At 52.7% G+C, this 21,709-nt stretch carries 21 protein-coding genes; 12 read left to right on the plus strand and 9 right to left on the minus strand.

Annotated elements, in window-relative coordinates; genetic code table 11:
* Positions 1–54: 54 nt before the first annotated feature.
* From CKL79_RS06885 to CKL79_RS06930, 9 genes are all read left to right on the plus strand, one after another.
* Positions 55–702, plus strand: coding sequence for a ParA family protein (locus tag CKL79_RS06885; RefSeq protein WP_121968851.1), 648 nt, complete (start codon positions 55–57; stop codon positions 700–702).
* A complete protein-coding gene (locus CKL79_RS06890) occupies positions 699–1,376 on the plus strand; it encodes a hypothetical protein (RefSeq protein ID WP_121968852.1) in 678 nt (225 codons plus the stop codon). The genes CKL79_RS06885 and CKL79_RS06890 overlap by 4 nt, the downstream gene beginning before the upstream one ends.
* A 58-nt stretch (positions 1,377–1,434) precedes the next feature.
* Positions 1,435–2,217 carry a thioredoxin domain-containing protein gene (locus tag CKL79_RS06895; protein WP_121968853.1) on the plus strand — a complete coding sequence of 261 codons (783 nt, stop codon included), beginning with the start codon at positions 1,435–1,437 and terminating at the stop codon, positions 2,215–2,217.
* Positions 2,218–2,255: 38 nt separating this feature from the next.
* Entirely contained in the window at positions 2,256–3,062 is an 807-nt protein-coding gene (locus CKL79_RS06900; RefSeq protein ID WP_121968854.1) for a hypothetical protein, read from the plus strand.
* Between the two features lie 46 nt (positions 3,063–3,108).
* Positions 3,109–4,452 (plus strand): four-carbon acid sugar kinase family protein, encoded by a 1,344-nt coding sequence (locus CKL79_RS06905; protein ID WP_121968855.1) that lies wholly within the window; start codon positions 3,109–3,111, stop codon positions 4,450–4,452.
* A gap of 93 nt (positions 4,453–4,545) precedes the next feature.
* Entirely contained in the window at positions 4,546–5,535 is a 990-nt protein-coding gene (locus CKL79_RS06910) for a cysteine synthase A (protein WP_121968856.1), read from the plus strand.
* Positions 5,536–5,784: 249 nt separating this feature from the next.
* The gene (locus CKL79_RS06915; RefSeq protein ID WP_121968857.1) at positions 5,785–6,537 is read left to right on the plus strand and encodes a glutathione peroxidase; all 753 of its coding nucleotides are present in this window, start codon (positions 5,785–5,787) and stop codon (positions 6,535–6,537) included.
* Positions 6,538–6,887: 350 nt separating this feature from the next.
* Positions 6,888–8,240: a glutathione-disulfide reductase gene (gorA, locus tag CKL79_RS06920; protein ID WP_121968858.1), complete on the plus strand. Its 1,353-nt coding sequence runs from the start codon at positions 6,888–6,890 to the stop codon at positions 8,238–8,240.
* A gap of 750 nt (positions 8,241–8,990) precedes the next feature.
* Positions 8,991–9,281, plus strand: coding sequence for a Mo-dependent nitrogenase C-terminal domain-containing protein (locus CKL79_RS06930; RefSeq protein ID WP_121968860.1), 291 nt, complete (start codon positions 8,991–8,993; stop codon positions 9,279–9,281).
* A gap of 249 nt (positions 9,282–9,530) precedes the next feature.
* On the opposite strand, the gene CKL79_RS06935 is transcribed toward CKL79_RS06930, so the two are convergent.
* The 3 genes from CKL79_RS06935 to CKL79_RS06945 all read right to left on the minus strand — a co-directional run bounded on the left by CKL79_RS06935 (position 9,531) and on the right by CKL79_RS06945 (position 11,888).
* Positions 9,531–10,541, minus strand: coding sequence for a DUF4922 domain-containing protein (locus tag CKL79_RS06935; protein WP_240518724.1), 1,011 nt, complete (start codon positions 10,539–10,541; stop codon positions 9,531–9,533).
* On the minus strand, positions 10,496–11,584 hold the full coding sequence (gene aroC, locus CKL79_RS06940) for a chorismate synthase (protein ID WP_121968861.1): 1,089 nt from the start codon (positions 11,582–11,584) through the stop codon (positions 10,496–10,498). The genes CKL79_RS06935 and aroC overlap by 46 nt, the downstream gene beginning before the upstream one ends.
* 106 nt (positions 11,585–11,690) lie before the next feature.
* Positions 11,691–11,888, minus strand: coding sequence for a M23 family metallopeptidase (locus tag CKL79_RS06945; protein WP_121968862.1), 198 nt, complete (start codon positions 11,886–11,888; stop codon positions 11,691–11,693).
* 305 nt (positions 11,889–12,193) lie between these two features.
* On the opposite strand from CKL79_RS06945, the gene CKL79_RS06950 reads away from it, so the two are divergent.
* Entirely contained in the window at positions 12,194–12,967 is a 774-nt protein-coding gene (locus CKL79_RS06950; protein WP_121968863.1) for an MBL fold metallo-hydrolase, read from the plus strand.
* On the opposite strand, the gene CKL79_RS06955 is transcribed toward CKL79_RS06950, so the two are convergent.
* A complete protein-coding gene (locus tag CKL79_RS06955) occupies positions 12,968–13,453 on the minus strand; it encodes a hypothetical protein (RefSeq protein WP_141242166.1) in 486 nt (161 codons plus the stop codon). It lies immediately after the preceding gene.
* 184 nt (positions 13,454–13,637) lie between these two features.
* On the opposite strand from CKL79_RS06955, the gene CKL79_RS06960 reads away from it, so the two are divergent.
* A complete protein-coding gene (locus CKL79_RS06960) occupies positions 13,638–14,132 on the plus strand; it encodes a DUF1499 domain-containing protein (RefSeq protein ID WP_346427054.1) in 495 nt (164 codons plus the stop codon).
* Between the two features lie 68 nt (positions 14,133–14,200).
* On the opposite strand, the gene recA is transcribed toward CKL79_RS06960, so the two are convergent.
* Positions 14,201–15,343, minus strand: coding sequence for a recombinase RecA (gene recA / locus CKL79_RS06965; protein ID WP_121968866.1), 1,143 nt, complete (start codon positions 15,341–15,343; stop codon positions 14,201–14,203).
* A gap of 394 nt (positions 15,344–15,737) precedes the next feature.
* On the opposite strand from recA, the gene CKL79_RS06970 reads away from it, so the two are divergent.
* Positions 15,738–15,929, plus strand: a complete 192-nt coding sequence (locus tag CKL79_RS06970) for a hypothetical protein (RefSeq protein WP_121968867.1) — start codon at positions 15,738–15,740, stop codon at positions 15,927–15,929.
* 46 nt (positions 15,930–15,975) lie between these two features.
* Here the strand turns inward: CKL79_RS06970 and CKL79_RS23785 are convergent, their stop codons facing one another.
* The 4 genes from CKL79_RS23785 to CKL79_RS06995 form a co-directional block, all read right to left on the minus strand.
* Complete coding sequence (locus CKL79_RS23785) at positions 15,976–17,973, minus strand: glycoside hydrolase family 15 protein (protein ID WP_240518726.1); 1,998 nt, start codon at positions 17,971–17,973, stop codon at positions 15,976–15,978.
* A 171-nt stretch (positions 17,974–18,144) separates the two neighbouring features.
* Positions 18,145–19,077 carry a mechanosensitive ion channel family protein gene (locus CKL79_RS06985; protein ID WP_121968868.1) on the minus strand — a complete coding sequence of 311 codons (933 nt, stop codon included), beginning with the start codon at positions 19,075–19,077 and terminating at the stop codon, positions 18,145–18,147.
* A 25-nt stretch (positions 19,078–19,102) separates the two neighbouring features.
* On the minus strand, positions 19,103–20,551 hold the full coding sequence (locus CKL79_RS06990) for a MarR family transcriptional regulator (RefSeq protein ID WP_121968869.1): 1,449 nt from the start codon (positions 20,549–20,551) through the stop codon (positions 19,103–19,105).
* Between the two features lie 99 nt (positions 20,552–20,650).
* Complete coding sequence (locus tag CKL79_RS06995; RefSeq protein WP_121968919.1) at positions 20,651–21,613, minus strand: mechanosensitive ion channel family protein; 963 nt, start codon at positions 21,611–21,613, stop codon at positions 20,651–20,653.
* Positions 21,614–21,709 lie beyond the last annotated feature (96 nt).

Here is a 21,709-nt window from a genome sequence, read left to right on the forward strand (position 1 = left end):
AGCCTTTATTCTTAGATCTCGTCGGCTGTTTACTTTTTGGCTGACTCCCCCCTTATGGCCCCCAAAATTCTGGCAGTCTTTAACGGCAAAGGCGGCGTTGGCAAAACAACTACCGCAGTTAATCTGGCGGCGATTTTGGCCGAGACGCATTCGGTGCTGCTAGTCGATGCCGACTCGCAGGGTTCAGCTAGCTGGTGGGTGGGTAGGGGCGATCGCACGAAGACTCGTCCCCCTGGCTTTGATGTCAGTCAGGAAGCCGATCCGACATTGCTTGGTAAACTAAAGAAAGTCGAAGGGTATGAGCTAATTGTGGTGGATACGCCCCCCGCCCTCAACTCACAGTCGCTGGCTGCGGTGATCCCGATTGCTGACTACCTGCTGCTGCCGACACCGCCCGCGCCGATGGACATTGCCGCCCTGGTGCAAACGGTCAAAAAGGCGATTGTTCCCTCGGGAGTTTTACACCGGGTGCTGCTTACTAAAGTCGATTCGCGCAGTCTGGGAGAGGCGCTCGAAGCCCAAAATATGCTGATGGAACTAGATATTCCTACCTGCCATGCCTTTGTCAGAACCTACAAAGCCCATGAGCGGGCTGCCCTAGAGGGCGTGGCCATTACCCAGTGGAAGGGTAAAAACGCAGCTGAGGCCAGAGCTGACTATCACCGTGTTGCCAACGAAATTCAAAGGGACTGGAGATCATGACTAAAAAGCGGATTGCTGACCTGCTCAAAGAAGAAGTAGAGAAGCCAGCTGCGGGAGAAGCAGGCCCGACTGACGGCGACGACACAAAAGGTACTCGCAAACGCGCCGCTGCCAGCCAGTCTACCGCTCAAAAAGCGGCGGCTACTCAGACCCCATCGTCTAAGGCTCCGGCAGCTAAGGCTAAAGCCCCGGCTGCTAAAACTTCTGCGGCTAAGTCAGCGACAAAATCGACGAGCGATCGCCAGCTCACGGCCAAAATTACCGAATTAGAAGCCGCTCTCGCGCAATCTGCTGAAAAAGTGAACGCCCTGCAAACCGACGTAGACACGCACCAAAACCGCATTTTTGAATTGAAAGATAGTTTGGAGAAGACTGATGGCGATCGCCAGGCGCAAACCGTCCAAATCACCCAGCTCACTGCCGAACTCGATGAAGCCAAGCAGGTCATCCTCAAGCTGACTGAGGCCAATCAGCAGGCTAAAGCTCAAGCTCAAGCACGGGCCGAGCAGGAAGAAGCCGCTGCCAAACCAGCGGAGCGCCAATCCTTAAAGTTGGGGCGACCACCTTACGGCAGCTACAAGTCCATTCCTGAATATGCCATTCAGCGGGGCACACCCGCAGGCGGCCAAAATAACAGTATGCTCAGCGATGACGATATTGGCTGGGTGGATTAAGCCACTGCCGGTAAGCTAATCGGTTAGGATTGCCAGTAAGTTTCGGTGAAGGCTTTTTATGACTTCAGATCACCCAGAGCCCAAAGATCGCTCATCTTCCCAAAAACGTCGGCGAACTGTGCTGCTGTGGGCGATCGCCCTCGGCTCAATAGGCCTATTGACTGTCGCCCTGGCGCTGCTGATCCCTCGGCAAACCGAGCCGTCCCCCGAGGCCATTGCGTCAGCGCAGGCGGATGCGTCACCCGAAGCTGAAGCCGCTGCTCGGGCTGAGTGGGAAGCGCAAATGCAGCGAGTGCAGGGCGTACTGCAATCGATGGATCGCGCCGAACTGGTCGGCACTTCTCCGACTAAGGGCCCGCAAGATGCTGAGATCGTACTGATCAAGTTTTCAGATTTTCAGTGCCTCTACTGTGCGATCGCCGCTGCCGATATGAAGACCTTTACGGCGGCTCATACGACAGATGTGCTCTACGTCTATAAGCACTTTCCGCTAGTTAGCATTCATCCAGAAGCCATGCCCGCTGCCAAAGCCGCCTGGGCCGCTGGCCAGCAAGACCGGTTTTGGATCTATCACGATGGCCTGTTTGCCTATCAGAACAAGCTCGGTGAAGACTATTACGTAGAGCTTGCTGGGCAAATTGGGCTAGATATGGAAAAGTTTAACCGCGATCGCAATAGCCCCGAAGCCCAAGCCGCCGTCGAAAAAGACGCCGAACTCGCTCAGCAGCTCGGACTCCAGGGCACGCCCACCTTTTTAATGAACGAGCTTTTGATCCCTGGCGGGGCTCCTCTAGAATTATTTGAAGAAGCAGTTGTCAGGCTAAAAGCCGCCGCGCCATAGCTTGAGCCGCAGCTGGCTACGTCCCTGACAGAAGACTCATGGCATACGACTCTGAAACCTACGGCCAAAGCCCGTTTGGCACCCCTAGCAAGCCAGGCGGTAATGGCAGTCAGCCCGGAAAGAGCGCTGTCCCTGCCCAGAGCGGTCCTGATCAGAGGGCCGATCAGCCCGGCCCAGCAGATAGCTTTCCGGCTGTGCCAGCGGCGACTCCAGCAGCGGCTCCATCAGCGCCTAAGCCTACTAGCCCTGCGCCCAAAGCTGCCAGCACACCAGTCAATGCGCCACCTAATACCCCAAGCACAGGTGCAGATAAGGCCAGCAGCAAGCGCAAGTCACGGACCAGCCGTAAACCCGCCGCTCGTAAAAGTAAAGCTAAAGCAGCTTCAGCCGCTCAGCTCTCAGACACCGCTGCTCCCGAAGTCGCTAGTCGGTTTGATGAAGAAGATCGTCGCGCCTATCTATCGCTGCTCTATAAGACGGGCATATCGGGCCTGGTGTGGGCAGTGCTGCGGCTCTCCCGCTATGAGATTTCCGATCAGGCGATCGCCATTGTCAATATCATTCTCCATCCGCTAGTGATGGCTGCTGTTGCCCTGCTCGCCATCGTCGGGCTCACCTTTTGGCTGCGCTACCTGCTCAAAGACTTTGCTCAGCACACCCAGCAGCTCCATACCGATGCCGAAACGCCCGACGCCCAGAACTATCGCCCCACGCTAGAGATTGTCGGCGACGCGCTCGAATACAACCCTAAGCTGCGCAAAAATTTTGCGGCTTTGTTTAATGCAGCCTCTATTCTGGTCTGTAGCCTGGTGAGCTATCTGGTTACCAGCGCCGTTTTGCCCTAGCCCTAGAGCACCTCCCAAAGCATCCCCAGAGCATCCCAAAGCACCTATGAATCAGCCCACCAGCCAGCCCGCTAGCCAGCCCAAGATTATCGTGCTAGATGACGATCCGACCGGGTCACAGACGGTTCATAGCTGTCTGCTGCTGCTGAAGTGGGATGTAGAAACGCTGACCCTGGGGCTACAAGATGCTGCGCCGATTTTCTTTGTGCTGACCAATACGCGATCGCTCACCCCTGAAGCTGCCAAAGCCGTCACCGCCGAAGTCTGTGAAAATCTCAAGCTGGCGCTAGCAAAAACGCACACGCCCAATTTTCTCCTGGTCAGCCGCTCAGACTCTACGCTGCGGGGGCACTATCCGGTTGAGACAGATGCGATCGCCCAGCAACTCGGCCCGTTCGATGCTCACTTTCTCACCCCGGCCTTTTTTGAAGGCGGTCGGGTCACCCTTGATAGCACTCACTACATTGAATCAGATGGCAAACGGACGGCCACTCACGACACCGAATTTGCCAAAGATTCAGTGTTTGGCTACAGCACTAGCTACCTCCCCGACTACGTGGCAGAAAAGACAAAAGGAAAAATCCCTGCCAGTCAGGTAGAGCGCTTTCTGCTTGACGACATTCGCCAGGGTTCTTTAGCCCGACTGATGAATTTGCACGATAACCAGTGTGTCGCCGTCGATAGCCAGCAGCAGAGCGATCTCGATAAATTTGCCGAAGATCTGATTGCTGCCGCCGCTCAAGGCAAAAAGTTCTTATTTCGCAGCGCCGCCAGCCTGCTCACGGCCCTAGCCAAGCTGCCGCCACAGCCCACCCCACCCGAGGAGATGAACCGCATCACCCGATCTTCATCGGGCGCGATCATCATCGGCTCTCACGTCAAAAAAACGACCCAGCAGCTGCAAAAACTGCTCGAAGTCCCTGGTATTAAAGGTATCGAGCTTGACGTTGCCCGGCTTAAAGAGAATCCCGAAACTAGCCATGACGCGCTCTTACAAGAAGTCACCAACCAGATAGAACAGATCCATACCAGCGGCCAAACCCCCGCTGTCTATACCAGTCGCGAAGAGCTGACTTTCTCAAATGCTCAAACCCGTCTGGCTTTTGGAGAAGCTGTCTCTACGCTGCTGATGGATATTGTTAAAAGTCTGCCCAGCGACATTGGCTTTTTGATTAGCAAAGGCGGTATTACCTCCAACGACACTCTCAGCAAAGGGCTGGCGCTCACCTCCGCGCGGCTGCTAGGCCAGGTCATTCCGGGAGTATCGATCGTCACGACGGCTGCCGATCACCCTCAATTTGCCAATCTGCCAGTGGTGCTTTTTCCCGGAAATGTGGGCGATGATGACGGGTTAGCTTTAGCCTATCAACGCCTCGCCTCGCCAGCCTAGACCCTCTTTTTGAGATGAGCCTGTCTAATCTTTAGCGTGCTATCGGGCGATCGCGTAGGATAAAAGAGTTGAATGGCAAAGCGCACGTAGCAGATGGATATTAAATCGGGATTTGTAGGCACCGTTGGCAATACGCCCCTCATTCGGCTCAATAGCTTTAGCGAAGAAACCGGCTGTGAAATTTTGGGCAAAGCAGAATTTCTCAATCCGGGCGGTTCCGTCAAAGATCGAGCAGCGCTTTACATTGTTGAGCGGGCCGAAAAAGAAGGCCGACTGAAACCGGGCGGTACTGTTGTAGAAGGCACAGCGGGTAATACCGGCATTGGCCTGGCCCATATCTGCAATGCCAAGGGTTACAAGTGCATCATCATCATTCCCGAAACGCAGTCCCAAGAAAAAATAGATCTGCTGCGCACCCTCGGCGCTGACGTGCGGCCCATTCCCGCTGTTCCCTACAAAGATGAGAATAACTACGTCAAGGTCTCCGGTCGCCTGGCCGATGAGCTAGACAATGCCATTTGGGCCAATCAGTTTGACGATCTGGCCAACCGTCAGGCTCACTACGAAACCACCGGGCCTGAGATGTGGGCGCAGACCGACGGCAAAATTGACGGTTGGACAGCAGCGACTGGCACCGGCGGCACCTATGCTGGAGTGGCCATGTTTCTCAAAGAAAAAAATCCGGATGCGCGCTGCGTCGTCGCCGACCCCATGGGCAGCGGCCTCTATAGCTATGTCAAAACGGGCGAAATCAAACCCGAGGGGAATTCGGTCACCGAAGGCATTGGCAACAGCCGGATTACTGGCAACATGGAAGGCGCGCCCATTGACGACGCCATTCAGATAGACGATCACGAAGCGCTGCGAGTAATTTACCAGCTGCTGTACAAAGAAGGGCTGTTTATGGGTGGCTCAGTGGGGATCAACGTGGGCGCGGCGGTGGCACTGGCCAAACAGATGGGGCCAGGTCACACAATTGTGACTATCTTGTGCGACGGCGGCTCGCGCTATCAGTCGAAAATCTTCAACCGTGAATGGCTCGACTCTAAAGGGCTCTGGTCTGACGATTTTTTGCCAGCCTAGTAAAAGAGCCAATGCAGGAGCCAATGATGTTTCCCTGGGCTAGGCGTCTTTGCTCTGCAAAAGGATTAATCTATGCCCTTTGAGGGTTTTATTGGCGCAGCCTGTTAACTCAGGTTGCTAAAACGTACTCATAACGAGTATGATTTAATTTGTACGCAGTACACACAGTATTTTTAGGGCTATGGCTGAGTCATAGCATCCTAATTCAGTGCTTCAAGTTGACTAAAGTGATAAGGAGATTTCTGTTTCATGGCATTAGAAAATCGTGAAGGGCAAAAAGTTCCTAACGTCAAGTTCCGCACCCGTCAGAATGACGAATGGGTGGATGTGACGAGTGACGAGCTTTTCAAAGGCAAGACTGTTGTCGTCTTTTCGCTGCCGGGCGCATTTACCCCGACCTGTTCGTCCACTCACCTGCCTGGCTACAACGAGTACGCTGGACTGCTGAAAAAGAACGGGATTGACGACATTATCTGCATGTCGGTTAACGATACGTTCGTAATGAATGCTTGGGCTGAAAATCAGGAAGCTGAGAACATTACCGTTCTTCCTGATGGCAATGGCGAATTTACGGAGCAGATGGGCATGCTCGTTGACAAAGCTGACTTGGGCTTTGGGGCTCGCTCTTGGCGCTATTCTATGCTGGTCAAAGATGGCACCATCGAGAAAATGTTCATTGAGCCGGAAGTGCCTGGCGACCCGTTTGAGATCTCTGATGCGGAGACGATGTTGAACTACATCAACGAAAAAGCGGGCAAGCCTCACCGCGTATTTATGATTAGCAAGCCCGGCTGCCCCTTCTGTGCCAAGGCCAGAGACCTGCTAGACGCGCACGGCATGTCTTACGAACAGGTAGAGCTAGGCGGCGGTATCACTACCAAATCGCTCTATGCGGTTTCGGGCGCGGGTACGACGCCTCAGGTATTTGTAGACGGTCACTTAGTTGGCGGCTCGGATGACCTGGAAGCCTACTTCCAAAAAACGGAGAAGGCCGCTGTATAGGGATCTAGCCCTTGACGGCCTATCTCTAATCTCTGTATGGCTTTTGAGTGTGCTGCTCTAAAGCTGTAACAAAAGAATATTCCCCCTTCTTAGTTGCCTCACTCGCCCTGCTCTAGCTAGTCAGGTCGGTGGGTAAAGGGAAGGGGGATTTCATTTCTCAGACAGGGAAAATCATCATTTTGTAAATTCATTTATGATTTATATAGATGATCTCGATAGAGTGGCTGCCCATAGTTTTTATTTTCCATAGCGGCTGGGTGCGTTTTTTGCCCGCTAGTTTTTACTGATATTTCTAACGACATTCTCTGTCAGCATCGAACTTTTTATTGTTTATCCGGAGTAGCTCATTGATGGCTTACGATTTTGACCTTTTTGTAATTGGCGGCGGCTCGGGTGGAATCGCGACTGCGCGGCGAGCGGCTTCTTATGGGGCCAGAGTCGCGGTGGCCGAGAGCGATCGCCTGGGCGGCACCTGTGTAAACCGGGGCTGCGTACCTAAAAAACTGATGGTATACGCCTCTCGCTTTCCTAAATACGCCGCCGAGTCGGCAGGCTATGGCTGGGATGTTAAACCCGGTAGCTTTGACTGGCACCAGATGATCACCGATGTCAACAATGAGGTAAAACGGCTCAACAGTATCTATCAGCGTATGGTAGACACCGCCGAAGTCAAGATATTTCCTGTTCACGCCAAGCTACTCGATGGTCACACGCTAGAAGTGGGCGACCAAAAAGTCACTGCCGAAAGAATTTTGCTCGCTGTTGGCGGTAAGCCTGTTAAGCCTGATATTCCGGGAATTGAGCACGCAATCACCTCTGATGGCATGTTTGAGCTGAGCGAGCAGCCCAAGCGAATGGTCATTTTGGGCGGTGGCTACATTGGCTGCGAATTTGCCTGTGTGATGAATGGGCTAGGGACTGAAGTCACTCAGATCATCCGCAAAGAGCAGATTCTCAACGGATTTGATACCGATGTACGCAATGAGCTGCACGAGGCGCTGGTGAAGCATGGGATCAAGATTCTGACTAATTCTGAAATCGTAGGCATCGAGAAAACCAGCGATGGGGTGACCGTCACTATCAGCGACGGTAAAGACCAGCAGGTAATTGTTGCTGACGCGGTGAGCTTAGCGGCGACCGGACGGCGGCCTAAGCTAGAGAATTTGGGTTTGGAGAATACGGCGGTGGAGACGCACAAGGGCGCGATCGCCGCTGACAAATATAGCCAAACTGCAGAACCGAGCATCTATGCCATCGGCGACTGCACCGACCGGATTAACCTGACGCCCGTCGCTATTAACGAAGGCCGGGCACTAGCCGATACGCTCTATGGCGGCAAGTCACGCATTATGAACTACGAGGCCGTTCCTTCAGCGGTCTTTACCACGCCCGAAGCTGCCAGCGTTGGCATCACCGAAGCGGAGGCGATTGAGCAGTACGGCGAAGACAATATTCACGTTTTCCGATCGCGCTTTCGCTCGATGTACTACACCTTGCCCAACAAAGACGAAAAGACCCTGATGAAGCTGATTGTGCATACTGAGAGCGACAAGGTTATCGGCGCGCATATGGTTGGCGACAGCGCGGCTGAAATTATTCAGGGGGTGGCGATCGCCCTCAAGATGGGCGCGACCAAAGCCGACTTCGATGCGACCGTTGGCATTCACCCCAGCTCAGCCGAAGAGTTTGTCACTATGCGTTAGACAGACAGGCGTTAGACGGACAGGCAACGCTTCCCTTTGTAATCTAATAGCGCTCCCCAGAGACGGTCTGAGAATTGTCTTTGGGGAGCGCTTTAGTTTGGGCTTTAGAAGAGAGTTAATGACGGTCAGTAGATATACTCATCTGGCCGAAAAGCCGCATGAACCTTATGTGAACTTCGCATAATCTGAGCAAAAATGTTCTCTGTGAACCTGCATGCAAATTTTCTACGGTTACGATAGCCACCAGATTAGTAGATGCGAGGCTTATGCATAGCGATCGCCGCTTCTAAAAAACCTCAACTGTCACACCCATGACTATGACGCTTCGCAAACGTGCCCCCTGACCGGCAGTAACACAGCTCAGCATCGTTAACGTATTAGTAGATCGCCTAGATCTAACAACGATGCCCGCCTAGTCTGTGTTAACCCAAGTGCCTTACGCCCCGATTACCTCACTCACTTTACTGCTACAGCTCAGGGGGCAAGTTATTCACATCCCCCACATCTTTTCGATTATCAGCTCTTATAGCGTGAGTTTGCAGCCTTCTGTGGGCCTAGCCACGGCTGTTGAAAATCAAAAGACTGTCGAGGCTTGCCTTCATCAGAGTTTTAGCTGATTTGCATCAAGTTTATCGGTTGCTTTAACCAGTAATTCCCTCGAATGATTATCTTAGAGCCGTGGGAATGTTTAGCAAGTACAGCTTTCTCCGTCACTGAATACTACTGGGTCTATCCCAATACGTTTTGATCATGAATTCTTCTATCCTCAGAAACAAAAAATCATTAGACCTTCTAACACCCGTGCGACGCCGGATTGAGCAGATTCCTGTCGAAAACCAGCAAACTGCTCGCCGCATCGTTTCTCTCATTCCCGCCGACTGCCCGTTTGAGAGAGACCTGAAGCTCTTTGGCCGCACGCTCGCTCACATTCCGCCGATGTGTAAGATCAACCCACTATACGAGCCGCTGGTCATGCTGCGCTTTAAGGCACTCTGCTACTTAGTCGATGAGTGCGGCGAAGATATCACGGCATTCAGCTAGGGTCCCGACGGTTTTTCCGGTAGGTGGGGATCAGCGATCGCTCCTCAGCTGTTCCAATCCACTCAGGCTTAAGCCCGTGCTCTGACTAATCATCTCGGCAGTACACCGAGCAAAGAACAGCAATTTCATCTGAGCGTTGCTTAGGTCGGCTTTGGCAGGCCCCTTCAAAATCACTGCGCGTAGCCGACACCTCTATATGAGCGAGGTCCGCTTGAGCCGCTCCGCGTTTTCGAGCCAGCTTTAGTAGCACTAGCGTCGGTAGCCTACTGCTTGTAGCAGATTGAGCGGGCCGACCGCTTTCAGCCGGGTTAGTGTCTTTTCGTTTTTAACCAGCAGCGATCCGGCAAAGCCGAGCGAATTGACTGAAATGTCTAAGTATTTTTCCTGGCTGCGCGGAACGACCATCATCCACTGCCGGGTACAGAGCAGGTTATACGCGGCTGTTTGCGTTCCCTGCCAGTTGTTGTTACTCGATATGCCGACAGCGCTCAGCAGCTGGTGGTAGCTAGTCAGATATCGCTGGGCTGCATTTGAGCCTTCAGCAGTCTGCTGGTCGGCAGGTTGAACGAGACTGGCAAGACTGTCTGAATAGGCAAATTTGGTGATCGTATGGCGAAAAGGCAAAAGCGATGATCTGCCTACTGCTTGTTCATCTTCGCTCTGCTCATGCCTGGCCTGCTCGTATTCCACTGCTGCGATCGCCGCCGCCATCGAAAAATCCACCTGTTCTCTGACGTTGGGCACAACTTGCAAATGCTTATGAGGCTGACTAGACCCAGCCACCGTGCCGCCATTAAAGAAGGCCAGTCCTTCTACTTCTGAAAGACATCGAACCAGGGCTTCAAAATCTGCCAGCGTCAGCCAGTTTTCCTGCGACTCGTACTCGCGGGTGACGATTAAAAAGTGATGGTCTACGACGTTAAATTTGTTGAGCAGGCACAGGTGAGTCTCTGAAATATCGGTGACGTAAAGGTCTTCTTCGTAAGGCAAAAAAGGATTGGCGGGGATCGTTTTGCCTTGCTGCTTGCGGGCCTTTTCTTTGCGCGACAGGTTGGCTAAGATTCGCACGACAAAGCGCATACCTACCGATTCGAGATATTCGGCAGTCGTCTCAATGGACTCTAAAGCGCCGGTGCGTAACCCATGCGCACTCCGCGCCTTGAGCCGAGCCCAAAGGTGACCTGTCTGCCAGGGAATGCGATCGCCTGTCTCGCTCAAAGCGTGCCGCACTGCGCCTGCTGACGCAGCAGATGGTCGCACAGCACCAGGGCAACCATCGCTTCTACCATCGGGACGGCTCTGGGCAATACGCAAGGGTCGTGACGGCCTTCAGCCGCTAGCGTGGTTTCTTGCCCATCGCTATCGACAGTTTTTTGGGCTTTGCGAATGGTGGCCGTAGGCTTAAAGGCGACCCGCAAGACGATGTTTTCACCGTTAGAAATGCCGCCCTGAGTGCCGCCGGAGCGATTGGTGCGCGTGCGAAAGCCGCCGTCTTCGCCCCGATAAAACTCGTCGTTATGCTGACTGCCGGTGAGCAGCGTGCCCGCGAAGCCCGATCCCATTTCAAAGCCTTTGGTGGCCGGTAGTGACATCGCTGCTTTAGCGAGATCGGCGGTCAGCTTATCAAATACGGGCGATCCCAACCCTTTTGGCACGTTTCTAGCGACGCATTCGACCACGCCCCCAATCGAGTCGCCTTCTTTGCGAACCTGATCAATCCGCTCGATCATCTGCTCGGCTACGTCCTGATTGGGGCAGCGCACGATGTTGCTTTCGACCTCTGCCAGGGTGACGGTGTCAGGATCTAGCGGTGCTTCGATGTCTTGAATGCGTTTGACATAGGCGATGATTTCTACCCCAGCCACCTGCTTGAGAATTTTTTTGGCGATCGCTCCCGCTGCCACCCGGCCAATCGTCTCCCGCGCCGAAGATCGACCGCCGCCCTGCCAGTTGCGAATGCCGTACTTAGCGTCGTAAGTGGCATCGGCGTGAGAAGGCCGATATTTTTTGGCCATCTCGTCATAGTCCTGAGAACGAGCGTCTTTGTTGCGCACCAGGATAGAAATTGGCGTGCCCAGGGTTTTTCCTTCAAACACACCGGAGATAATCTCGCAGGTATCGGTTTCTTTGCGAGGGGTGGTGATTCGGCTTTGTCCTGGCCGTCGCCGGTCGAGATCGACCTGAATTTCTTCAGCCGAAATTTCCAGCTGGGGCGGGCAACCGTCAATCACAACCCCGACCCCGCCGCCGTGAGATTCTCCAAAAGTCGTGATCCGAAAAAGATGGCCGAAGGTGTTGCCCATATACTGCTCGTCTGTCTACATTTGGCCTGGTTGCGATCGCTTAATCGCCAGGAATTCTTACGATCCTATCGTATTTAGGGCTTGCAGATAGATCCTTGTAGCGCGTCTATTGAGGATTACTCGCGGCGCGAGATTCAGATAGCTTCAGCAGCTGACGCGGATTGACCGCTTCGTCGTTTTTATAAATGCTGTAGTGCAAATGAGACCCAGAAGACCGCCCGGTACTGCCGACATGGCCAATGACCTGACCGCGCTTGAGGCGATCGCCCGCTTCCACATCGCTATTCAATGAGGTTTGTTGCATGAAAGATTGAAGGCGTTTGCTTGCGCAGTGCTTAGAAAAATCGAGATTCTGTGATGATTTTCGCAACTCCGAAATTATACGGGGATCATGGACTCAGCTACTAAAGACTTCTGATTTTTTGTATGCAATCTTGATATGTCACAAGAAAAACTTGAGACAATTTGTCTATATTTTTCCGGCAGATCTGACGCGGCAATTGAGATCTGAGCGCCACTATTATTCCGTTTTTATGGCGCTAGAGGGTTGTCGCGATCGCCCAATATTCGTCAAAGTAAGACATTCATGATGTGGCAAGTAATAACGCGATGAAGCTTACCTGGTTCGATGCAAATACCTGGCTAATCGAAGCTGGAAATAAACGAATTTTGATTGATCCCTGGCTGGTTGGCGACCTGATATTTGGCAATATGCCCTGGTTAGTGCGCGGCAGCAGGCCACAAGCGGCTACTATTCCGCCGGATATCGATCTGATTTTGCTCTCTCAGGGGTTAGCTGACCATGCCCATCCGCCGACACTGCAGCAATTAGACAAATCGATTCCGGTATGGGCCTCTCCCGATGGCGCAAAAGTCGCAGAGGGATTGGGTTATCAGTCAGTGACGGTGCTCAACCACGGCGACACGCTGCGTTTAGACGATGTTAAGATCCAAACGTTTGTCGGGGCTGTAGTCGGCGCGACGAAGCGGGAAAACGCCTACGTGTTGACCTTTTTGACAGACGGCACCCGGCTGTACTACGAACCGCACGGCTACCCCGATGCTGAGCATCTGAGCGATATCGGTAGCGTCGATGTGGCGATCACGCCCATGGCCGATCAAACGCTGCTGGGAATAGCGCCAGTCATTCGAGGGGGCGTTGCCGCGCCGCAAATTGCTGACCTGCTCAAGCCTCGGGTAATGTTGCCGACGGCAGAGGCGGGCCGGGTGACCTACGACGGGCTGATTTCGCCGTCGCTGACGACAAAGGGAGGCGCTGCCAGAATGCGATCGCGCTTTGCCGATGAAGGTAAAGATATTCGGATTATTCAGCCGGTTTCGGAAGAGGTCATTGAGCTAGATTTGCAAGCGGTAGCTGGCTAGTCAGTTAAAGTCCGCCTGAGATTTGGCAGTGGCGACTGTTGGCATAGCCTGAGCATTTGCCTTTGCCGAGGAATCGATGGTGTCAGAGGTAGCCAGATCGGTGGAGACGGCTTTGGGCAAAGCCAGCAGGGACTTAATTTCGGCGACGACCTGGTCTTGCTCCTGGCGCAGGGCGTCTAAGCGGGCCATGAGCTGGCTAATTTGTACCTCCTCTTCAGTTGGGGGCGTCATCGTTGCTCGTCGCCATAGCCACTGACTCAGCGCTAGCGGCAGTTTTAAAACGAAAGTCAGACCCGCCTTCAGGGCGCGCTTAATCAGATCGGCAATAATTTGCAGCAGCGTGATCGTCAGTACCACCGCAGCGATCGCCCGAATCGGATGGCTGACCGCAGCTGTGATCGCGCTCTGTAGCTGAGCGGCCAAACTGCCCAGCGTATCTAGAGAGTCAGGCAGACTGGCCCAGGGCAGCGCCAATGGAAGGTTCAAAGTAATTAGCCACATGGGGCGTCGCTGATATTTGGTCTATGCTGAAAAGCGATGATGGCGAAGACACTCAGGAATTGCCTCAGTATCCATTTTCAACACTACAAGGTTTCAACACTGTAAGGAGCGACTGATCGCAATGAGATCTGTTTTGTCTATTTTTTTAACGATTGCTTTAACGGTGCTGATGAGTCTGAGCATACCGGCTCAAGCGCTGGCCCAGCCAGAACCCTTGGCCGTATTACCAGGCTTGAAGGGCGTTTTTGCCAGCAGTCGCCCCGACAATATTGGCGTAAAGGATGGCACGCTCGCTAGCTGCCCGGCTTCGCCTAACTGTGTAGTCAGCCAGGGCGCAGATGAAGACCATGCGATCGCCCCCATTTCCTACAGCACAGACCGGGCTACGGCGCGTCAAAGCCTGATCGATATTTTGGGCGTTGTGCCCCGCACCCAAATCATTGAGCAGCAGGACGACTATATTTTGGCTGAGTCTGAGAGCCGGCTGATGGGCTTTGTCGATGACAGCGAATTTTACTTTCCTGCAGACGAGAAGGTCATTCAGATGCGGGCAGCCGCTCGACTGGGTGAGTCAGACCTGGGCGTAAACCGTCGCCGTCTGGAGCAAATTCGCCTAGCCTTTGCAGACTTAGCGCAGCGAACCGCCCAGAGCAATACCCGGTAGCAATCCGCTGTGCCTGTTCCTTTTTTCAGAAGCCTAGCGCTAGCTGAACAGGCGAATTGTTCAGAGGGCTACTGAGCCTTACTTTTGCTGCGACCTTTTTTGCTGGCCTTCTCTTCAGCCTCAGCAACGACTTCCTCAACCTCTTCTTGCATCTCGACATCAACTTCGACGGGTTCAATCACCTCGCTTTCAGTCTCGGGCTCGATGGGAATCGCTTCAGGCTTGAGCTTGGTCATCACCTGAGCTTTGACCTTGGCGGCAAATTCGGGGTCTTCTTTCATGCGGATGATGGTGTTATCGCGGCCCTGCCCCACGTTCGCACCTTCAAAGCTATACCAGGCCCCTTTGCGCACGACAATATCGTACTCTTCGGCAATGTCTAGCAGGCAGCCCAGGGTGGAGATGCCTTCACCAAAAATGATGTCAAATTCAGCGATGCGGAAGGGCGGCGCGACTTTGTTTTTGGCAACCTTTACTTTGACGCGGATACCGAACTGGTCATTGCCCTTTTTCAGCGTCTGAATGCGGCGAATGTCTAGCCGGACAGAGGCGTAAAATTTCAGTGCGTTGCCGCCGGTCGTGGTTTCGGGGTTGCCGTAGGTGACGCCAATTTTCAGGCGCAGCTGGTTGAGAAAAATTACCGTACACTTCGATTTGCCGATGTTCCCGGTGATTTTTCGCAGTGCCTGGCTCATCAACCGGGCCTGCAAACCCATGTGCGAGTCACCCATCTCACCTTCGATTTCGGCACGAGGGGTAAGGGCCGCAACTGAATCGATCACGATCAGGTCAACGGCAGAAGAGCGAACGAGCTGGTCGCAAATTTCCAGACCCATTTCGCCGGTATCGGGCTGCGAGATCAGCAGGTCTTCGACGTTAACGCCTAAAGCAGCCGCGTAGTAAGGGTCGAGCGCGTGCTCTGCGTCAATAAAGGCGGCGACGCCCCCCTGCTGCTGAATTTCGGCGATCGCATGCAGCGCTAGCGTCGTTTTACCCGAACTCTCCGGGCCGTAAATTTCAATCACTCTGCCTTTGGGCAGACCGCCACCGAGCGCCATATCGAGCGTGAGCGCGCCGGTGGGAATAGTTTCTACATGCATACGGCTGGCTTCACCTAACCGCATAATGGAGCCCTTGCCAAAGTTGCGCTCAATCTGGGTGAGCACTGAGGTCAGGGCTTTTTGCCTGTCGGAAGAAGCGTTGGCAGCCATAGGTGTGTCCGAGGATTCCTTTGAGTTTGCGTTGAGGGAGGGGGAGTGAAAAGGTTGATTAGATAAAATTCGCTATACTAATTTTAGTACACTTGAACTAACTTGAACTAACTTGACATCGATAAATTAGCGCTTGGGGGTCTGCCAGCCTGTCTACTCCAGTTTATCTAGCAACGGCATCTATAGATGAGCCTGATAATAGCCCTGACAATAGCCCTGACAATAGCGCAGTCTACCGCTTACTTGCAGGGGGCTCTTTACACCCTATATATGTATAAATTAAAGATGAATTAGGATGACATACTGAGTGACCGGGCGACTAATTTTGAGAGATTGGGTTCAAGGGTGATGCGCGATCGCGACCGTCCTTTTTACATACCTTACGCTTCAAATCATGCAAGACTGTGAACTCGTCGATGTTTTGACCTATCCCGGCTGGGCGATCGCCATTGGTCGCACTGCGCTGGGCTATCGCTGCTGGGTATTTACGCCCGACTTTACGGTGCTAGATGACGGAGAATTTTATCCGACCAGTGAAGCCGCTGCTGAAACAGCCCGCTGTTTGATTATCGATTCTAGAGAATAATTCTAGAAAATATTAGAAGAAACAGCGCTCTTAGTCCCGCCGCCAGCTATTTTTCGAGAGCTTCACTGAGGTTCCAGGCCGCACTGATTAGCGCAATATGAGTAAAGGCTTGCGGAAAATTGCCTAATGCTTCGCCGCTGATGCCGGTTTCTTCGGCATAGAGACCGAGATGGTTAGCGTAGGTGAGCATTTCTTCAAAGATCCGGCGGGCTTCGTCGAGCTGCTCAGGATCGGCTCCGCCTGCGCGGGTCAGAGCTTCAACCAGCCAGAAAGTACAGAGGTTAAAGGTGCCTTCTTCTCCGGTCAAACCATCGCTAGATTCGCCACTGTCGAGAGAGTTATAGCGATACACCAGGCTATTGGCAGTGAGCCCACCCTCCTGCGGTGGTTTTTTGACAGCGCGGATGGTTTTCAGCATTTTAGGATCGCTCGGGGCCATGAAGAAAACCAGTGGCATAATCAAGCAGCCCGCATCGAGGTCTTTTTCGCCATAGGCTTGGACAAACGCCTGACGGTCTTCGTCCCAGCCTTTTTCTAAGATTTCTTCGTAGATTTCATCTCTGACTTTTTCCCAGCGCGATCGCTCTGCCGGAAAAGATCGGCTCTCGGCAAGGCGTAATCCTCGGTCAACGGCGACCCAGCACATCAGCCGGGAATACACATGATCTTTCTTACCGCCGCGTGACTCCCAAACGCCTTGATCTTTACGCTGCCAGTTGTCGCACACCCAGTTGGTCAAATAGCGCAGATGAACCCAAAAATCATAGGAGATAAATTCACCATATTTGTTGTAAAGATAGGCTGAATCCATCAGCTCGCCGCAGATATCGAGCTGGAGCTGCTCAAAAGCACTGTTACCGATGCGCACAGGCTGAGATCCCTTGTAGCCCTCTAAGTGATCGAGAAAGTCTTCTTCTAGATCTAACTTACCGTCGATGCGGTACATGACTTCTAAACTGCCGCCTTCACCTAGCTCCTGGCAGCGGGCTTCTAACCAGCCCATAAAGTCTCTTGCTTCGGTTGTAAAGCCAATGCGCATCAGGGCATAGACGGTAAAGGCCGCGTCTCGAATCCAGGTGTAGCGGTAGTCCCAGTTACGCTTGCCGCCTACATGCTCTGGCAGGCTAGTTGTTGGGGCGGCAATGATGGCACCGGTTGGTTCGTAGGTCATCAGCTTGAGAGCTAGGGCCGAGCGCTCCACCTGTCTGCGCCAGCGGCCAGTGTAGACACACTGTGAAAGCCATTTCCGCCAGTAATGAGTGGTCTCATTGAAAAACTGTTCAGCCGTTTGGTTGAGATTTTCGAGCTGCGTCTGAGAAAGTGAGAGCGCAGGCTGAATTTGACCATCTTGCTGTCTGGCCTTTTGGGTGTTGATGGGTCGATCTGACTTCTCTTCTATCTCCTCGTAATCAGCTATTTCACAGTCATCACTCTGATTGGTGGCTGGCTTAAAGATAAAAGTTGCTGTTTCTCCTTCCTTGAGAGTGAACTCGGCAAAAGCGCCTTTGTCGTTAATGGTCAGCGGCACCTCGGTAACGAGTTCAAAGCATTGGCACTGCGCCTCAGCAGGATTTTCAACTGGGTCATTATCGCCTTTGCAAGGATCTTCATCGCAAAAAAATCTAACGCCTGTGTCTGTTGTTATGGTTTTATGAGCGGCGCGGCCATAGTCAAAGGCGGGGTAGCACTCAGCGCGAAAAGAGATTTCTTTGCGAACGGTGCGCACCTGACGAACAATCCAGTTATGTACGGTCGAGTTGCCCAGAGGCATAAAGTCAACCACTTCGCCCACCCCGCAGTCACAGAGAAAGCGGGTGATCAAGATGTTGGTTTCGGGATAATAAAATTGCTTGTGGTTGTCTTGTGACACCGTTGACTCAATTTTGAAGTGGCCGCCTTTTTGGCCGTCTAGAATGGCCGCAAATATGCTGGGTGAGTCGTGACGAGGATGACAAAACCAGTCAATAGAGGCATTCAGCCCAACTAGCGCAGTCGTGCGCATGTTGCCAATAAGGCCATAGTTCTCAATGGGCTGATAGCTCACAAAAATCCCTGCCGGTATAACTTTCTCGCCTTATTTTATGCCATTCCGCAATATTTCCTGTGTGGATCAAAGAGTGCGATCGCAACTTCTACCTTTCGAGCCGTTTGTCGCTTCACCATAACGCTCTGAAGGCTGGTTTCTCAGCGACAACCCTATCTCTTTAGAGCGGTTTTATGGACTGTCAGGTTCTGTCAGGTCAAACCGTTTGGGGTAGGGCAGGTTGTGTTTGGTAAATTCCTTTTTGGCGCGAACGGTGAGGTCAGTCGCGTAGTCAAATTCGTCGCGAGCATCTAGCGGGTATGAGCGCAGCTTAAACAGACTGCCCCAGCTATGGTCTGACATCACCACTTTAATTGGCAGCTTCAGATGGGTGTATTTGCTGGTATAAGCAATGCGATACAGAATGTTTTCAACCTGCTCGGGGTTGGCTTCGTGCGCCAGGTAAAATTCGGTAACGACCTGCGCTTCTAACTTGCCCACGTTAGCGTTAGAGACAGAGTTAGTCCAAATATAATTGTGCGGGACGGTGACAATGTTGTCGCTAGGGGTGCGCAGGCGAATGCCCCGGAGACCGTAGTTGACAACTTCGCCATATTCGTCGTCTATGGCAATGCGATCGCCCACCCGATAAGGCGCTTCAAACAGCCCTACAATGCCCGCAATCACCGAGCTAGCATAGTCTTTAAAGGCAAAACCCAGCGCGACTGCTACGGTACCGGTAACAGCTAGCACATTGTCTCGCGAGAGATTTAAAAACATGTTCATCAGCGTAATGATGGTGACCATCATCACAAAGGTGCGCACAAAAGGCTTAAACTGCTTGATTTGCAAGCGGTTGTGCCTGGCTACCCGCTCTGAGATAGTCACGACCAGCCAGTCTACTGTTTTGATGATGACATAGGCTACAACGATGACAATCGCCGCCTGCAAAATTTTTGGCCCAGTAATCTTAGTGAGAATCTCTCTGGTTTGATTGGCCGTTTCGCTAGCGGCTTCTCCTGCACTCTGGGCGGCACCCTTGGCAGCATCACCGGCTTTTTCTCCGGTTGATTGAGCAAGCAGCAGCAGACCTAGATATTGACTATTCACGATAGAATTCACCATTGACGACTACTCTCCTTACTAGGCCCTAAGGCATCTCAATGATGAAATTGTTCTTAGCCAGCTCGCGACGGAGCTTGGGATAGTGAACCGGATTAGCCTTAATGACTTTTCCCTTTTGCTCAATCACGCCGGTTTTACGCAGTACCTGCACCTGATTGTTGACAATCTGAGGGGCATCACCCAAGCTCTCCGCCATCGCCCGAATGGTCAGGTCGCCATGGAGCATTAGGGAGTAAAGCAAATACATATCGCTTTGGTCGAGTTCAGGCAGAGGGGGCAGCTTAGGAATGCCAGCGACCATTTGGCGATCGCCTTGCGGCTTATCCTTTTCTGGCGTTTCTTTGCCGGCCTGCTTTTCGGTCTCTATAGCCTCGGCTTCTACAGACTCGTCTGCTTGCTGCTCTAGCTCTGCCCCCTCTTTGCAGCGCAAAGACTTGATAAATAGCTGTACAGCTACTACGCTCACGCCGTCGGAGATATCGGCTAACCGCTCAAAGTAATCGCGCTCTGGGCTTTCGTCTGCCTCTTCATGGACATCTTCCGGCGTAAACTCGTCTTTAATCGCGCGCACTGAGGATTGCAGCGTGGCGCTCACTTCCTGACTAATTTCAGAAATTGCTTCAATGGGTTTATCTGCCGAAACATCTATTTCTAGCAGGCTGTCTGGATGCTTAAGACGCTTGTGCAGCGCCGCGTCACTGAAGTGGATATCGAACTGATCGACAATAGGTCTAAGCCAGTTTTGCAGCTCTTGGCCTGTCAGCTTAGGAAGGATTACCGTCTCGCCGCAGTAAGCGTGAAACTTGAGCGTTGATTTGAGGTATTCCCAGCTCACCATACCGCTACCAATCACCCAAAACTGCGAGCGGTCTTCTAGCAGCGTATCGCGCAGATAGTCTACCCCGTTCAAACCTTCAGCACTGCGTAAAAAGCACCAGCCTAGATTGGGAATGACCGCTAAGTTTTTGCCGTCTCTCTGCTCCAGTCTGTCTGAGGTTTGACTGACGCGATCGCTCGCTGAATCGCTTTCTGAAGCTTCAGCATCAGACCAGCCTAACTCTTCTCGAAGCTGCTGCTCAATTGACTTAGCCTCGGGCGGGCGCTCTACCCAGCCTAAGAGATTGACTGGCAGCAGCTCGTCATGAACATCTCGGTTGCCTAGAGTGTCAACCAGGATGCGAGAGACCGAAGTTACCGACGTGCTCAAAATCACCATAGAATTGGCTGACGTGCGGGGCCGGTCTTGCCATTGAGAAATCGCTTCATCCAAAGCATCTAAAACAGCCGCTTGTTCGCGAGGAGGAGTAGGCAGTGCTTCAACTGCTGCTGTGAGCGCCTCGGCCAGCTCGTCAGGCATCTGAGAGAGCGCTTCTTCAGGCTGCGGTTTATACTGCGGATCTTTGGCAAACCGCTTCACCCTGAAAGCACGCCTCTCAAGTAGCCAGTCCTTAAACTTTGTAATTCGATTGGCCATTAACGATGATCAGGCGCTGACTTGGCTAACTTAGTCCGCTCTAAACGCTGGTTTAAAGTTTGGAAAAACATCTTCTATTATGCTCCTACTATTATGCTTCTATTGGTGGTTGCTTTGTTTTGCGGGGTCAGTTTGACGCTGGCTGCGCTGATTCTGCACCATCGTTAATACCGAGCGAGACAGGTTGAGGGCGCGGGGTGGGTCACTCTTAGGTGAAACCGGCCAGCCTTCTCGCTGCCGGGATCTATCGCCATCGGTTTCTTCGGTTTGGTCGTGAAAGAGAATTTGCTGAGTGGGAAAGGGTAAATCAATACCAGCAGCGACCAGCTGGTTACAGATATTCTCTAGCACCCAGTCCATTGAGGCCACCGCATCGGCGCGGCGCGGCGGCTCTATCCACCAGCGGGCGCGAATATTAATAGTACTGTCGGCCAGCTCCACAACCAGCGCTTCAGGCTTGGGATCTTCAAGCACTTCCGGGCGACTGTTGAGCGTTTCTAAAATAATGTCTTTAGCGCGGGCAATATCATCGCCGTAGCCAATGCCGATGTCATACTGCAAGCGGCGGTGATCATAGGCAGTATTGACCATGACGGCGTTGGTAAATAGCTCCGCGTTGGGGATGACCACTCGCCGACCGTCGTAGGTGCGAATGGTAGTGGCGCGCGTTTCGATATGTTCGACCGTGCCTTCAAAATCTTTGAAGACAATTTGATCGTCGAGTCGAAAGGGCTCGGTGATCAAAATCAGAATGCCCGCCAGAAAGTTTTGTAGAATGTCTTTGAAGGCAAAACCGATAGCGACACCGCCGATACCCAAGGTCGCTAGCGCGTCAGCCGGATTGAAAGAAGGAAAGATAATAGTAGCCGCGACTAGAAAGCCGAGAATGATCAGTCCGCCTTGAGACAATCGCCCGAAAACTAGCCCAATATTTCTCGTGTCGCGGTTTTGCGTGCGCTGGCGGACAAAGCTGCGGAGAATCTTGCCAATCAGCCAAAAAACAATGAAGACAACCAGGCCAATGACTAGGTTGGGGATAAGGGCGATCGCCCCCTGAACCATGCTGACAATCTTGTCCGATGCGGCTGAGAGCGAGATGTTATCTTCCACTAACTTGTTTTAATATCCATTATCTATACTCTGACACCCTACAGGGAC

The sequence above is a fragment of the Leptolyngbya sp. BC1307 genome, from assembly GCF_002286735.1.
In the GTDB taxonomy this organism is placed as follows: Bacteria; Cyanobacteriota; Cyanobacteriia; order Phormidesmidales; family Phormidesmidaceae; genus Phormidesmis.